General features: G+C 39.8%; 18 protein-coding genes. 10 read left to right on the forward strand and 8 right to left on the reverse strand.

What is annotated here, in order from left to right; all coding sequences use genetic code 11:
- Positions 1-129 precede the first annotated feature (129 nt).
- The 3 genes from ACXACJ_RS13575 to ACXACJ_RS13585 are packed head-to-tail and all read left to right on the forward strand — an operon-like array spanning position 130 to position 2,790.
- On the forward strand, positions 130-1,266 hold the full coding sequence (locus ACXACJ_RS13575) for a 6-bladed beta-propeller (protein ID WP_475134973.1): 1,137 nt from the start codon (positions 130-132) through the stop codon (positions 1,264-1,266).
- Positions 1,263-1,886, forward strand: coding sequence for a hypothetical protein (locus tag ACXACJ_RS13580; protein ID WP_422006819.1), 624 nt, complete (start codon positions 1,263-1,265; stop codon positions 1,884-1,886). Before ACXACJ_RS13575 ends, ACXACJ_RS13580 begins: the two co-directional genes overlap by 4 nt.
- Positions 1,873-2,790, forward strand: a complete 918-nt coding sequence (locus ACXACJ_RS13585) for a peptidase associated/transthyretin-like domain-containing protein (RefSeq protein WP_475134974.1) — start codon at positions 1,873-1,875, stop codon at positions 2,788-2,790. Before ACXACJ_RS13580 ends, ACXACJ_RS13585 begins: the two co-directional genes overlap by 14 nt.
- Before the next feature lie 63 nt (positions 2,791-2,853).
- Here ACXACJ_RS13585 and ACXACJ_RS13590 read toward each other — a convergent pair whose 3' ends face one another.
- On the reverse strand, positions 2,854-3,138 hold the full coding sequence (locus ACXACJ_RS13590; protein ID WP_475134975.1) for a helix-turn-helix domain-containing protein: 285 nt from the start codon (positions 3,136-3,138) through the stop codon (positions 2,854-2,856).
- A gap of 351 nt (positions 3,139-3,489) precedes the next feature.
- Between ACXACJ_RS13590 and ACXACJ_RS13595 the strand changes: the two genes are divergently transcribed.
- On the forward strand, positions 3,490-4,047 hold the full coding sequence (locus ACXACJ_RS13595) for a hypothetical protein (RefSeq protein WP_475134976.1): 558 nt from the start codon (positions 3,490-3,492) through the stop codon (positions 4,045-4,047).
- Here the strand turns inward: ACXACJ_RS13595 and ACXACJ_RS13600 are convergent.
- Together ACXACJ_RS13600 and ACXACJ_RS13605 are read right to left on the reverse strand one after the other, a co-directional pair.
- The gene (locus tag ACXACJ_RS13600; protein WP_475134977.1) at positions 4,044-4,838 is read right to left on the reverse strand and encodes a hypothetical protein; all 795 of its coding nucleotides are present in this window, start codon (positions 4,836-4,838) and stop codon (positions 4,044-4,046) included. The genes ACXACJ_RS13595 and ACXACJ_RS13600 overlap by 4 nt on opposite strands.
- A 204-nt stretch (positions 4,839-5,042) precedes the next feature.
- Positions 5,043-5,912 (reverse strand): hypothetical protein, encoded by an 870-nt coding sequence (locus ACXACJ_RS13605; RefSeq protein WP_475134978.1) that lies wholly within the window; start codon positions 5,910-5,912, stop codon positions 5,043-5,045.
- A gap of 108 nt (positions 5,913-6,020) precedes the next feature.
- Between ACXACJ_RS13605 and ACXACJ_RS13610 the strand changes: the two genes are divergently transcribed.
- From ACXACJ_RS13610 to ACXACJ_RS13620, 3 genes are read left to right on the forward strand one after another with little or no spacing between them, the layout of a single operon-like run.
- On the forward strand, positions 6,021-6,254 hold the full coding sequence (locus ACXACJ_RS13610; protein ID WP_090256938.1) for a type II toxin-antitoxin system ParD family antitoxin: 234 nt from the start codon (positions 6,021-6,023) through the stop codon (positions 6,252-6,254).
- Positions 6,254-6,565: a type II toxin-antitoxin system RelE/ParE family toxin gene (locus ACXACJ_RS13615; RefSeq protein WP_475134979.1), complete on the forward strand. Its 312-nt coding sequence runs from the start codon at positions 6,254-6,256 to the stop codon at positions 6,563-6,565. Before ACXACJ_RS13610 ends, ACXACJ_RS13615 begins: the two co-directional genes overlap by 1 nt.
- Positions 6,562-7,113: a hypothetical protein gene (locus tag ACXACJ_RS13620; RefSeq protein ID WP_475134980.1), complete on the forward strand. Its 552-nt coding sequence runs from the start codon at positions 6,562-6,564 to the stop codon at positions 7,111-7,113. The genes ACXACJ_RS13615 and ACXACJ_RS13620 overlap by 4 nt, the downstream gene beginning before the upstream one ends.
- Positions 7,114-7,260: 147 nt before the next feature.
- Here ACXACJ_RS13620 and ACXACJ_RS13625 read toward each other — a convergent pair whose 3' ends face one another.
- Positions 7,261-7,551 carry a hypothetical protein gene (locus tag ACXACJ_RS13625; RefSeq protein ID WP_475134981.1) on the reverse strand — a complete coding sequence of 97 codons (291 nt, stop codon included), beginning with the start codon at positions 7,549-7,551 and terminating at the stop codon, positions 7,261-7,263.
- A gap of 112 nt (positions 7,552-7,663) precedes the next feature.
- Between ACXACJ_RS13625 and ACXACJ_RS13630 the strand changes: the two genes are divergently transcribed.
- Positions 7,664-8,815 (forward strand): hypothetical protein, encoded by a 1,152-nt coding sequence (locus tag ACXACJ_RS13630; protein ID WP_475134982.1) that lies wholly within the window; start codon positions 7,664-7,666, stop codon positions 8,813-8,815.
- A gap of 18 nt (positions 8,816-8,833) precedes the next feature.
- Here ACXACJ_RS13630 and ACXACJ_RS13635 read toward each other — a convergent pair whose 3' ends face one another.
- Positions 8,834-9,058 carry a hypothetical protein gene (locus ACXACJ_RS13635; RefSeq protein ID WP_475134983.1) on the reverse strand — a complete coding sequence of 75 codons (225 nt, stop codon included), beginning with the start codon at positions 9,056-9,058 and terminating at the stop codon, positions 8,834-8,836.
- A 646-nt stretch (positions 9,059-9,704) separates the two neighbouring features.
- On the opposite strand from ACXACJ_RS13635, the gene ACXACJ_RS13640 reads away from it, so the two are divergent.
- Positions 9,705-12,149, forward strand: a complete 2,445-nt coding sequence (locus ACXACJ_RS13640) for a type IV secretory system conjugative DNA transfer family protein (RefSeq protein WP_475134984.1) — start codon at positions 9,705-9,707, stop codon at positions 12,147-12,149.
- An 8-nt stretch (positions 12,150-12,157) separates the two neighbouring features.
- Here ACXACJ_RS13640 and ACXACJ_RS13645 read toward each other — a convergent pair whose 3' ends face one another.
- Positions 12,158-12,502, reverse strand: coding sequence for a hypothetical protein (locus tag ACXACJ_RS13645; protein ID WP_475134985.1), 345 nt, complete (start codon positions 12,500-12,502; stop codon positions 12,158-12,160).
- 62 nt (positions 12,503-12,564) lie between these two features.
- Between ACXACJ_RS13645 and ACXACJ_RS13650 the strand changes: the two genes are divergently transcribed.
- Positions 12,565-12,819: a hypothetical protein gene (locus tag ACXACJ_RS13650; protein WP_475134986.1), complete on the forward strand. Its 255-nt coding sequence runs from the start codon at positions 12,565-12,567 to the stop codon at positions 12,817-12,819.
- On the opposite strand, the gene ACXACJ_RS13655 is transcribed toward ACXACJ_RS13650, so the two are convergent.
- Positions 12,816-14,189, reverse strand: a complete 1,374-nt coding sequence (locus tag ACXACJ_RS13655) for a relaxase/mobilization nuclease domain-containing protein (RefSeq protein WP_475134987.1) — start codon at positions 14,187-14,189, stop codon at positions 12,816-12,818. The genes ACXACJ_RS13650 and ACXACJ_RS13655 overlap by 4 nt on opposite strands.
- Positions 14,186-14,518, reverse strand: coding sequence for a plasmid mobilization protein (locus tag ACXACJ_RS13660; RefSeq protein ID WP_475134988.1), 333 nt, complete (start codon positions 14,516-14,518; stop codon positions 14,186-14,188). Before ACXACJ_RS13660 ends, ACXACJ_RS13655 begins: the two co-directional genes overlap by 4 nt.
- Between the last annotated feature and the right edge of the window lie 159 nt (positions 14,519-14,677).

The raw sequence follows: 14,677 nt of genomic DNA on the forward strand, positions 1-14,677 counted from the left end.
ACTGTACTGTTGGAGGGCCAGGCTTCCCAGACATCCCAATAGGAGTGTTCTAAACAAAAGGCGGAGGCTTAGTTTTAAGCCTCCGCCAAATAAATTTATCAACTACTGCTCACTCATTCAAGAATAACCATGCACCTAAAAAAGAACTCATCTACATTTCTGATCTTAACCGTTTTCTTCGTTTTAGCTGGATGTAATACAAAACCAGAAGACAATTTCTCCCCTCTTGGAATACCTCTGAACCCAACAGAAGCCCAAAAAGCCAATCTCAGCGAAGTATTCCCTGATTTCGAAGCTATTAATATAACAGTTCCGGACTCCGTTTTCTTTGGAAACATTGAGCAAATTAAGTCAGACGATAAACGGATATATCTGCTAGACCCCTTTCAATCAAAGTCAATAATAATCCTCGATAAAAAAGGAAACTTCATAAATCAACTAAAGAAAATTGGCAGGGGGCCTGGTGAATATGTTTCTCCCTACGCATTTACTGTTAATACAGCAGAAGACGAGTTAATCCTTTACGATAGAGGAAAACTCGAATTTCTGAGATACAAACTCCCTACCCTTGAGTTTCTAGGCAGTACCAGAAAGAATGCGTTATTAATGAATTTCGAACGTTTAGATGGTGGTGACATACTAGCAGTTCGAGATGACTCCAAGAACAAAAGTGAGCTCTTTGGACTTGAAATATGGAACAAAGAGTTTGAAACCTTAAAAGATGGCATATCTGATATGCAAAATGCAGTAATAGAGCTCTCATACCACAGCACTATTGGCAAAAAGAATAAAGACCTTCTTTATGCACACCCCTTCAATGGGTTAATTCATGAAGTTAGCAATGGCGGGTTGGTACCAATATATGATTTGGCTTTTAATGACTGGGAGGTTCCTGAAGAGCTTTATAGTATGGAAGAAGCTAATGATTTTGAAGAAGCCTTAACAAGGGACAAATATGTTCTTTGGCCACGATTTCCTCTAGAGTCTCAAAACACTCTTAAGTTCTGGTATATGTATGGGGCAGACATTGACTCTTACCACTTCCTTATTCATGATACCCAAACATCTAAACAGCTCCACTATTCTGAAATAGTATTTGATGGCACGTCAATAAAAACACCAATACCATTAGGTATAGTTGAGGATTTTTATGTGTCGTTAATCCTGCCTGAAAGCATAGACCCTGAAGACATACCGGTTGATTATCAGGAAACCTTTCAAAAAAGCCTAAGCACAGAGCTCCCAATATTAATTTATCTAAAATGAAAATCTCAAAAGTTCTTTTTACATTTTTGATAGTCTCGATTATTGGTCTGTGTGTATATAGCGCTCAACTCCACCATTCTAGCAAGAAATACTCCGAGGAAATTAAGGCAAAGGACAGGTTACTAAGCAGACAGGAAAACCTGCTGTCAGACTATCAAGTCATTCAATTATACGACTGGATGATTAATTTTGACTCCTTAAAGAATATACCCGTTAATTCTTTAAGCAAAGCCAATGAGACTCAACTATACAACATACTCAACGATCATAAAGGAATTCTATTCATTGAAAATGGAATGTGTGAGGCATGTATACAAAAAGAACTCCTCAACATAAATAAAGTAGCTAAATTACTTGGGCCTGAAAACATTATACTCCTCACCAAAGGGTACACATCTAGATATCTGAGGAATTCAACTGAATTTAAAGAATGGCAAAACAACATTTTCCTTGTTGATGACTGGCCAACCTTAATGCACGAAAACTTATCAGGGACCCCAAACCTCCTAATTGTTGATAAAAGAAAGAAGATACGTGGAGCATACCATGCCCTGAAAAGCACCAATAAAAATTTCGAGTTTTTCATTAGCGCATTACAACAAACATATGATGTTCTATAGAGTTTTATTAACATGCCTTTTGTGCTTATTTTCGTTCAACACCTACGCACAAAACTTAGTCATAGAAGGGCTTCTTCTGGAGGAAAATTCAGACTACAAAATACCATATGCAACCTTAATAGACATCACGACAAATAAATACGGAACAACCTCACAAGAAAACGGTTCATTTAAATTGGTGCTCCCAAACGGCTCAGAAAACAACAAGATTTTCATTAGTTCACTAGGATACAAGGACACCACAATAGTAGTTAGTGACATATTGAAGATACAAAGAATTTACCTGAGCCAAGAAAACTATGAGCTTCCGGATGTAGTCATTACATCTACTAAAAGCAAAGAGGTTGAAATAGGAGACTCTCAATCTAGCGTAGCCATGTTGGACAATAAAACAAGAGGCTACCAATCAAGTGCAGGGTTCTCATGGGGAGCCTATTTCAAAACCAAAAACAAAGAAAATGGAGCCCACCTAAAATCATTCAACATTTATATTGGCAATACTGGATTTCCTGAGGCTCCTTTAATGTTAAGACTTCTAGAGTTCACAGGTGAATTCGAGTTCTCTAGAAGCCAACCTCGCTCGCTCTTTAAAGATATTCATCAAAAACCAATCATAATTGAAGCCAGTAAAAGCGGATGGTTTCAACTTGACCTTTCGGATCTTAATATCAGAATTCCAGAAAATGGCATCTACTGCCTACTAACCCCTCTTGACAAAGGAGGAAAATTCAGTTATGAAACGCCTCAGGGACTGAAGTACGGAGCTAGCATAGGCATATACTCCGACCCTAAACCAGGGAAAAACATTTATCCTGTATTTCAAGACAAGGACAGGTTATCTGTTGTGAAAAGAAGCCACGCCCCATCCCCTGCCGTTTCGATTATTATTAACCCATCCAATTGACTCAAAACACTAGGGCTTAATTGCATGTGACCCCAAATAATAAAACTCCCCTCCAGGTAGCTATCAAAGCCCCTTGAAGAATTCTTCAAGTGACAATTCGTGAACATCCAGAACTTTAAGCAAGGTCTTTATAGTGAAGTTTGCTTCTCCCGCTTCGAGACGCCAATATTGTCTCGGCTGAATATTGGCATGTTGAATTGCGAACACAGCATAACCACACTTGTGCTTCCCGTTCACCCTTAATTCCCTTAACCGATTTCCAATCGCCTTAAGCTGGTCATCCATCGCCTTTTCGTCCTGCATTTTTCCGATCAAGGAGAAGAAAAGAGTCATAAAAGTCAGCGACATATGTGTCACTAGTAATAAAAATTACCTATCTTGTGTCTTATAAGTCACTACTTAAACACAACGTCATGAAAAAAGTAAAATGTACAATGTGCTCTGGAACAGGCGCAATACATAGCCCTGCAAAAGGGATGGTGACCTGTCCAGACTGTCAGGGCAAGGGATATAACTATCTCTAAAGCGTGTGATGTGCAAAGCCTGGAAAATGGTCGGGGGAGTCACAAAATGCGGCTCCCCCTATCTTCCAAAACTGCACACACAAGAATGATTAAGATTTTAAGAGGTTTTAATGATTTCGTTGCGCAAACGAGTCAATAAATGATACAAATAATATAGTAAAAAAGGATAAGGATTATGAATCCCGCAAAAAAGATAGCAACAGGCGTAGCCGCATTGGGGTTGATATTCACCCTGAATGCTCAGGCGCAAAATACGGCCAACGACAACCGCATTGCCTTCAATGATGCTTCTGGTAAATCGAAGGTTGAAGCCGCTAAGAAACAGGTTTTAACCTCCCCTGTTATTTTTGAGGGAGATGCAGGCGATGCAACACTTGCATCTTACGATAAAAAGATGGCGATCCATATTATTGGGCGCAATGAAGGTAAAATGTCTGCGGAAGAATATGCGAAGATACTGGCCAACGCGTTTGCAGACAGGAAATTTACAGACAAGCCTATGTATATAACAGTGACTTATGAGCAAGGTGATGTACCAGGCAATACGGTTGCCGCTATTTATATGGATGGGCTTCGCTATAAGACCAAAGAGGGTTACAATACTTTTACGCCAGAGCAAATTGGTGGCGCGGGTGCAATCCAGGCCTTAGGAAACATTTTTGTTGAAAGACATGGAGACAAACACGTTCTTAAAGACGGTGTTAGCCCCACATTGATAGTTAGCTTGAATTAATTGAACACTGGTGGTGTCATTGCTTTTTGGCCAAATGCACCTAATTGTTGCTCATTATCCACCCCTCGATCAAAGGCCGAGATTTCTTGTGATGCAACTTCATTAAATTTTACATTCACGTTTAGTGAGAATTCTGAAGCGTTATTTACAGCGTGAAAATCCACAGCATCATTTTCACTAGCCACATCCTTTAACATTCCATCAAAATCAAAACCCAGCGCACTCGCCCTGTATTTAATTTCATCAAGTTTTTCCATCTCCGCTTCGGCTAAAGCAGGGCGTGTCTCCCCGAGCTCTTCTGCCCGCTCCTTATATTCCAAGGCTAAATCACGGATTTCAGCCCTTAAAACAGCCTGAGTGTTCAATTCCCCCTGATTACGTCTTTGAGCTTCTTCTATCAATTCTTCAGGGCTCATCGCATCCACCTGATCTGCATCCATATGATAGTCATTGATGAAGATTGTTCTTAACGTATCAAAGTCACCATTTTCTACACTATTATTCATGCGTTTTTGGCGGTCGCGACTTTGCCTGTATTCATCCATTTTACCCTTGATGTCATCGAGCAGGTCGCCCATTTGATCTTGAAGCCCCTGAATATACAGTAAGTCCATTAAGGCTTTTTGTTTCTTCTGTTCTTTGCTTTCTTCATTACTAGTACTACCGTCAGCTGCGGAAGACACCTCACGAATACCGGCATTCTCGGCCTGACCATTCAAGGTCAAATCGAATTGTTGCCTGCTTAGTTTATCAGCCTCTTGTTGGGCCTTATTGATATCGTTGCTAGACATTGTTTTCCCCTTACAATTGCCCCAATTGTCCTTTTCAGACACAATAATGGTAACAAAGTGAGGTAAATACGGATTTAATATTATCTAAAATTTTATCTATTTATTCTTGATTTTCAATGGTTTACAAAAGGTTATTAAACCACCGTATTTGTCTAAAATTTTATCTAATGCTTAAGGGTGTTCCAGGGTGATGGCGTGGGCTAATTATTCATTCCTCAGCTCATTTGGAACATCGGACAATAAATACTGTTTTCTGGCCCATTTGCGGATATCCTCTGTGTGGAGTAGCACTGATTTTATCAATGGGTTTTGGTATTTGGCACCAGCAAACCAAGCAAAATCATTGTCGGTAAATCCCAACAATTGGGCAATTCGTTTGTGGCTGTTAAGGCCATGCAAGGATGGATAACTCTCTTTCCCGACACCGTAATAACGCGCATATAGCTCTTTTCCCTCGGCAACCTTATTGCTCTGCGCATATACCTGTACCAGTTCCTCTATCTGAAAATCACTCGCGTTCAAATCACCGCGCTCCACGGATTGTTCCAGTTCATCGCTTATCGGCATGCCTTCATCGACCCGGATCGGTTCTAATGCAGGAATAGAGCCTTTTAGCACAGCAATCATATTCGGGGTGGTTTTCGTCTCATATAGTGCTATTTGGAACGCTGACATTTTCGAATGTAATATTTGCGCCCAGTCCTCGGCCTTTTTACCATCTTTTGGAAGGTTATAGAAATCAACAACCAAACTCACATCATTCGCATCAGGCTGAACCCTTGTTTTAAAGAAAGACTTTAGAATCCCTGAAACCTGCGCTGCGCTATCCATCACTTCGGGGGTGTGATAGATGCGATAAGTCTTTTCGAATGACTTCTCTCCGACCTTAACAATTGCCCCTGAATCAATGTGCGCCTGCATTTTGGCATCAATATCATTGGGCGACATAATTGCCACCGGCTTTACTCCGGCACAAAGCAATTCGGCCTCATATGGCGTGTGGGGGTTACCCAAGCCATGCTTGGAAATCGCTTTGAAAATTGGTTTTAGATACTTTCGAGCAGCTTGTTTCATCGAAGTATATTACCATAATAAAGGGGCGGGCGTCCAGTTTTAGATTATATCCATATTTGCTAATTTTGGACATATTTGATATATTGAAGTATAGACAAAGGAGTCATTATGAATGTTAGCCTTACAGACAAACAACAGGAATATATAGCCGCACAGATCGGATCAGGCGATTATCAGAATGCCAGCGAATTGGTGCGTGATGCCCTTCGCTTGCACCAGCTCTACCGTGACAAAGTAATCAGGGATTTGCGTCTGGAAATAGAAAAAGGCTGGAACAGCCCTGACAGCAAAAGGAGCGTTCAGGATATTATTCAGGCCAAAAAATCAGAGGGGCAGCACTGATGGGGCAATTAAGGCACTATGTGCTTTCTCAATCCGCTGACCATGACCTTGAAGATATATTCGACTACACAGTACAAGAATTTGGAATGGATCAAGCTGTAGCTTACCTAAGTGGTCTTGATGAGCTTTTTCACATGCTTTTGGATAATCCCGAGTTGGGCCGGCTGCGACCAGAGCTTAAGGCAGGCTTAAGAAGCATAGCCAAGGAAGCGCATGTCGTTTTCTACTCTGTTAACGATGATTATATACGCGTTATCCGTGTTCTGCACGGAAGCCGTGATATGATCAACTTTTTGGGGGAAAATGAGTGAAAATAAGAAATGGCTACATTCCTATTACAAAAGAAATCCAAGACCTTATTAAGTCAGAAATTGAGCGTACGGGTATTGGCCCTCAACGTATCTTAAAGGGCAATAAAGAAGCACGTGAATCTGGTCTAACTTCTGGGATCATCTACCGGATTACTGGACAAAACGGAAAGGCAGAAACAGCCAGAGAAGAGCATATCAGGTTGGCTTTGAAACTTTGGCAAGACACACCAGATAAGAAGTCGAAAAAGACAATATCGAGAGGCTCTGAAAAGAAGACACTAAAGCCAAAAGCCATTTATAAGCCACCATCATACGGCTATGAACCAATTACCCCTGAGTTTCTAGATAAATTGAAAAGGGAAGAGTTCAGAACTGGAGTCAAAGCTGAAGACCTGGTCAAAGAAGCCAAGATCAATGTTAAACCGCATGTAGTGAGGGCTTGGAAGAGCGGAAAGACGAAGAGTGGAGATCCGGAAATTATGAATGCAGTTTTGAAAGAACTGGAAAAACGCACCTGTACGATAAAGGGGAGCGAAATTCGGATTTGAAGATATTAGCACCCCACCTTTACGGTTTTGAGGTTGTTAGAAGAGACTGAGCAATCCAACTATTGGTATAAGACAAAACTATGAAAGCTTCGAGCAATACCATTGAAAAGGAATAGCAAAAGCCTCTACGTCAAACGAAATAATATTTTAATTTTGGATCAAAGTAGGCCTCTTTACCGCTTGCCAGAGAGCAAAGAAAGGGAAACCCAAAATTACAAAAGCAACTGTTAGTGGATCATTAAGGGCTCTAAAAAGCACTAAAGATAAAACAGTAAAAAAGGCGGAAATCAATATGGACACACTAATCCAGTTTTTCTTTTTTCTTAACTTCGCCCATAATGCAGTTGTAAATATATTGCACAAAACGACCATTTTGAGTGGATATATTTCACATCCATTTGTGAATTGATACTCAAGATATGTGAAGAAATCAGTCATAATTTCTATTTTGAAACTAAACAATATCGAACATTCATAAAAGATTTATTCATACTTCATAAGTCATATTGAAATTATAGGGCTTATAATAACCGCCTCTGGCTTAATACTCATGATCATTGGCTCATCAGAAAGATACCAATTTGCTTCAAAAAGTATTGAAAATACAGTTACAAGATTAAGTCAAAAAACTCTTCCAGATATTTATTCTCGGTATCTAAGTAACAGCCTACCAAAAACCCTTTTTGCAAGTTTGGCTTTATTTGCTGGCGGTATATTGGCTGATACTGCTTCATCTAATCATTCGCCATTAGCTGAAGGCTTATCACACAACAAAGTAGTAGTTATCACATTATCTTTGATAATAATTCTGTCAGCATTAGTAGCCTTCTTGCTAATGCTCTATCTTATTTTACTGTTCTTAACAGTAATTATTGGGTACTTACTTTCCCTCAGCTCCGCTTTTTTTCATTCAAAACATATGAACTTTTTAGGCGTAATTACTGGCGCTAGCGGAGGCATCATCTATATAGCTGAGGCAAAGAAAGAGCTGGGTATTGCTTTAATTATACTTTTCTTTCTGACAATTCTATTTCTGGAGATCTGGCGAAATATACTCAAAATTGAGCGCTCCAAAATAAAGCTCCCAAAGAACACCAAAGTGATAATTCATACTTTTGCAAGAGTGTTATTTACCATCTTGGCCATCGGTCTATGCTCATTATATACAGCCTCAAGTCTACACTCTCTCTATTGGAAGCATAATGAAACTGTTGAGTGGAATGATAAAAAAATGAAAGTTGATCCAAGTAATCCGAAACTACAATTTAAAGACATACAGTTTGGATTGATTGAATATCGAAATTGGTATTTGGAGCCTACACTGGTAAAGTCAAAAGCATCTTATACTCCAAAAAGGAACCCGTTTGTAAGCTTTGCGATTTTGTGGGATAAAAAGATGTTGGGCAAATTAGTTATCCCTTATAGGGTATGTAAATTATCACCAGAAGGTTTGAGCACCACTATATATGAATCGCACCAAACATGGTGTGGAACAACGGGGCAAACCGTCATTAGTATTGATCTAGAAACTATCTTAAAAAAGTCCGGAATTGACAAAGGGCTTATTGCTATTGACTTATACCCCTACAATGAACAGTCGTCTAGGCCCTCTCAAAAAGCTAGGGCCGTAATGACCTTAATTTCAGATGACACCTTAGAGAATCAAACCTCAGATGAACTTGTTGAATTGCAAATTCATTAGATAATCTTTAAATGAGTTCTAATCTCTCTTGAACTCCAATAAGCCAATGTTATGTGCCATTTGCCTTATAACATCAACTCCATCTAATTTAGAAACATAGTCTCTATATGGCCCTATAAGGGGTGAAAACTGTATATTATACCCCTCTATCGGATCATCTTTAGGTTTTGTACTTTCAATTGCGACCAAGAAGCCTGCACTTCCAAAAGCTGCAACCATGAAAACTTTCCGTATCTTCTTCACCTTTGCCTCCTAGAGAATAACTACCCTGTGGCCTAGCCATCAAAGTATTTATTGGAATTAGTCATTTCTACCAGTTGAGGTATTAAACCACTAATTGAACAAATGCCAGAGGTACTGTTAGCATTCCTGTTGCACTATGTCAAATAAAATATTCTCCTCTTCCAATTAACCACTACACAAACACATAATCAATTGATTATTAATCACTCATAAACAATACAAGAAATTAAGACTCTAATTTGTTCTGAAATTGACCACATAGACAAAGAGCCTCAACCCATTTTAAAGGGCAATCAGGAAGCCCGTAAAATTGGACTAACCTATGGAACGAAACATGGAATTACAGAGAAGAATGGTTCTGACTTAACAGCAAGAAAAACTCATATTGAGCTGGTTTTGAAACTATGACAAAGTCCAATGCCTATTTGAATCCTGTTATTTACGATTTTATCATAAGTTGAATTAATCTCTAATGCTGTAACAATTGACATACCACCCTTACAATCAGGCATTTCATTGCATCAGTAACCCTTGTGATTTGGCTTAGAAATGTATTTCGAGCGACTTAGAATTCAATCTTCTTGTTGATTCAATAAGCCTAGGACTTTTAGAGGATTCTGAATATTTTTAACTAATAAATACACACATGCTCAAAAAAATTCTGTGGCTAACTGGCCTCATCCTCCTAGTTTGGTTTTTACAACCCATCCTTGAAGTTACACTACCATTCCCAACTGAGGGCATGGTTACCGGGCTTCTAGATCTTGAAGAAGAAGGTGATAGAAGCATTCTGCTACTAATGCGGTTCACCTTTTGGATGCTACTTATTTACCTAGTAATTAAGTTAACTGGACCAATATTAAGTTTTATGATGCCTTGGGCCAGAAGGTACTCCGTTACAAAGCCTTTGAGGAGACTACAAGGTTTTTGCTCAGAACTCGGCCTAATCTTACTTTTCAGCTCCCTTTGCCACCTCCTTATTATAGCCCCAATAAATGCTTCAATTATTTTTAATGACCTAAAGAAAGACGCTATATATGACCTCAGACTTGACTACGAAGACCTAACCCTTAAACGAGAGGAAGACTACAGAGAACTGGTCAAGGTTGCCACAGAAGGAAATAACTTCATTTATTCACTAGCTAATTCCGTTAATCGTCAAGCCAATACAACTAGAATAATATACATACCTGAGAGCATGGATTTCATTGTACCTTATATTAATGAACCAACCAAGTCCAAGTACAATTGGAGTTTACAGATACCTCCGAAGGAAAGTAGTCCGAAAAAAATTGAATACTATCCCCCAAAAAATAAATTCATAATCCCACAAAGAAAAACTAGTGAGAGTTCAAAATCACAGGTAGCTCTTTCAGATGCTTTTCCCACAACGAAACTTTTAAAGTATAAAGCGCTCCAAGCATCATACAAAGCTGCCTCTGATAGGTATGTCGAAACTTGTGACCAGGTTCTTAAGATAATTGGACAAGAGTATAATGGATTAGGAACAAGAAACTATTTCGCAGAAATCGATGAAGGAGCAATCGGTTTTCAAGATTCCTTGACTCACTACACTTGGAAATTAGTACGGTCAAAGCCGGCTTCCCTCCTAATTCCATCCCTCATCAAAAACCTGACTATTGCACTATTATTTGGAGTAATCCTATATTTGATCATTCGTAAACTCGCCAGAACAAAGCTTGCTGCTCTAATAGAAAAAGTCTTACGTGTTATAGAGCAAGGACGTTTTGGCTTGGGCGGATCATCACGTTTTGCCGGAGTTGTTGAAGAATGGTCTAATCTTTTTAAAAATCAGAAACATGGTATTTTTTTAGGCAAATCTCTATTCAACCCCCGTTTACTTTTGGGTATAGAAGACAAAAGACACATGTTGACCGTTGCTGCGACTAGAGCAGGAAAAGGAACTACGGCCATAATACCTAACTTGCTCCTTTGGGAAGGATCTGCGCTTGTTATTGACCCCAAAGGTACAAATGCAGCTGTAACAGCGAAAAGAAGAAGGGAAATGGGGCAAAATGTGCATATAATCGACCCTTTCAATATTGTTCAGGGTGAAAAGGCAAAGTTTAACCCACTAGCAACCCTAAACCCCAATTCCCCCTTTGTTAGAGAGCAAATCAACCTCATAAGTGAGGCCTTAGTAGTACCTGATACAGAACAAAAAGAAAAACATTGGGATGATGGGGCTAGAACAATTATTGCTGGACTCATTGCTCACTTGGTAAGTTCTGATCAGGCAGGCACGCCTTCAATTTCAAAGATTAGAGATTTACTTAATCTCCCCCCGAAGGATCAGGAAGAGTTGTGGCTTGATATGATCATGAATGATAAAGCAGGGAATTTGGCTAAGGATGCAGGTTCGAGAATAATGAGGGGTTTAGGCACTAATGAAATGAGCAGCATATTAAGTAATGCCGACAAGCACACTGAATGGCTCTCCTCCCCAACGATGATTGACTGTCTATCCGAATCCACCTTTAACTTTGCCGAACTTAAAGAAGCCCCTACCACCATATATTTGGTATTGCCTCCGAACAAACTAGTTACCTACAATCGATTTCTTCGACTTTTTATTAACCTAGCGTTATCTGAGGTCTCCTCAGGCAAAAGGTCTGAAACTCCTGTACTGATGATTATGGATGAATTTCTCTCACTAGGCCGAATGGAAGAGGTAGAAAAAGCCTTTGGTCTTCTCGCAGGCTATAACTTGATCCTTTGGCCTATTATCCAAGAAATTGGAAAACTAAAAGACACTTATAAAGACAGTTTCAACTCATTCATTAATAATAGCAGAGCTATTCAAACATTTGGCATCTATGGAGACACCGCAAAGTTTGTAAGTGAATTTCTTGGAGAGAGAAGAACAAAAGGCCTGTTTAGAAATGACCAGAGAGAACGGGTTGCGAAACTCAGAACAGCCAATGAAGTGACTATTGATGTTTCTGTAGAAAGTAACTGGCAATACGTTCTACGTGCGGGTAAACCACCATTGGTTCTAGAAAAAGTCCCTTATTACAACCATTCTATGTTCACTGGTATGTTTGACCAAGACCCAGATTACACTTCATGAAATTCGCATTAGCGCGAAATACCATCTGAATCCCTTGAGTTTTGAAACTGTTGACGAAATTTCTCTCGCCTCTCTTGATAATCACGAAGTTGTTTATCAACCACGTCCTTACTGCCACCATAGTCTTGATACATCTGAGTTTCGACCTTTTTAATCTTAGCATCCATTTTAGGTCTCTCCCTACTCCAAAAATTAGACGCGACCCTCGCCTTGTCCTCTTGTGTTAGCGGCTTACTTGGCCTTAGACCTTGCAATTCGAGTTCAAGTTTTTCCTCTAGCTTCTTTTGCTCCCTCTCAACAACAAGCTCAAACTCCCTATTGAGGTTTTCTAAACTATCTTTATCTATTGGCATTTTGCTTTGTATCTAACAGATATGTTATACTACAACTAATAAATATGAAAATATGAGACCACATGTCAAAATTTACTGTAGAAGAAACAGCTAAGGTAAAAGAGTATCTCGAGTGCCTTAGAAAGTTTTCACCTATACAGCAAGACGAGCCAGATGAAGAAACCCTAGAGTGTATGACCCAAATGGTTCTAAATCTTATTGAAACTTTCGGCCAGGGTGACCCTATAAAAGCAGCAAAGAAGCATGGTCAAATGCTAGACGGTGTTAGGTCTGCGATCAAGTTGAGTTCAAGCGATAAAAGTGACGTCATGCATTAAATATCCAATCCTCCACCTCTCTCGGCACTTCTATCCGGCTTCTGGTATTGATCTCTCAATCTGTCTTTTTCCGTTTCTATCTTTTCTTTTGATCCGCTTAAATCCTTATCAACTTTATCTCTAGATTTTTGTAGGAAATCTCTCTTATTTGGAGCAATAGGATCGACATTCTGCTCCTTCATTCTTTCGTCTATGCCTTCCAAAGTTTTCTTCATCTGCTCTAATTTCTTGAGAAGTTCTACTCTTTTCTCCGAAACCTTAACTGATTTGATTTGTTCATTCAAAGCATCTAACTTCTCTTGATAATCCTCACGCTTATAGAAGTCTCTTAAAGCCTGTTCTTTACGCCATTGATTGCACAATTTAATTTTCTCTTGCAACCTCACTTTATCTATCTCAATTGCAAAACTGGAGTTGACATCTTTATGGCCTATATCGGTTTTCTCTTGGTCAATTTTTCGTTTTTCAACCCTTTTTTCTTCCGCATCAATAGCCGCATCAACGATTTTCTTCTGACGTTCGATTTCATATTGATCTCTCATGAAATACTGACGCTCTTCTGAAAGAATCTGGGCATGTGGTAAATCAGATAACTCAGAAAGCCGCTCCTTAATATCTTTGGCACGTTGGCCTTTCAATTGGCGGGAGAGACTTGAAACTTTGCCCGCTTGGTCCACCAGAACATAACCTCTTCTGTCCCCGCTCGCCAAGGTGTAACCTTTTTTCTCCAAAGCCTTTTGAAAGTCGTATGCGTCTTTGGCTTGATTGTAGAGACTTTGGATGCTCGCAGCCTTTTCAACTTTGTCGCTGCGATGCTTAACTTTCTTACCTTGCCTCCTTTCTTCATTATTAATAACCCGCTGCTCACAGTAAATTTTTCCGTGTTCTTTCTCGTATGCCTCTGCCCAGGTTGAGAGTTTCAGTCTATCATTCTGTGGTCGTTGAGTTTTGCCATCCTGAGGGTTGACCAGGTTGACAATAGCATGAACATGAGGGTGTGCCGTGTCACTGTGTCCGACAAAGACGGCTTCATGGTTTTTAAGGCCAAGAAGTTCCAATGCATCCAGTGCTTTTAATCGCATATGCTCAGGAGTTGGTTCTTGGTCGGGCGACCAACCCAGCGAAAAAGTATAGACTGGTTGATTGATCCCTTTGCGACCCGTTAATGGAACACCCGCCTCCTGCTTTAGCCTGTTTCTATTGATGGCTGTATAAGCCATCATTTTCATTGCGAGCTCCGGGTTTTCAGTAGTCAGGTTGTGGGTGTGAGTCCAAGCCACTCGTTCTTTCGTATCCGCCTTTTTATCATGAAGGAAATATTGTCCTGCTCCCTTAAAGCTATACCCTCTTGCCCCAATTCTTGGTATCATAAAACCTCGAATATTTTATGAAGTACACGCTCATGTTTTCTCAGAGCTTCACGAAGTTCGAACGGCTCTTTGTTTGTAGAATGATAGAGCTTGGCAAGCTGATTCAGATTATTACCGCTTCTTTTCAACTCCTGAACAAGATCGAAATTTGTGTTCGACTGACGCACAATGATTTTATGACCCAAAGCGGCTTCGCGAATAAACTCACTCATGGACAGGCCCACTTGTTTGGCTCGGGCATCAATGGCACGATAGTCCTTCTCACTGCACCGAACAGGTGGCAGTGATTTGGTTAATTTTTCGCTATCTTCCTTTTTTGGTCGTGCCATAAATGGTTCATTTCGAATAATTAAATGACGCCCTTTTGCGTCATACCGGAGGGATGCAACGGGAGGTCTGATCTCCCTTGCCAAGAGAGTTTTTGTATAACAAAAACGTATCTTGCTACTCTGCACTTTCTTAACGTTTTCAGTTCGTTTCCTATTGCA

Source organism: Roseivirga sp. AWQ4_251 (genome assembly GCF_056158225.1).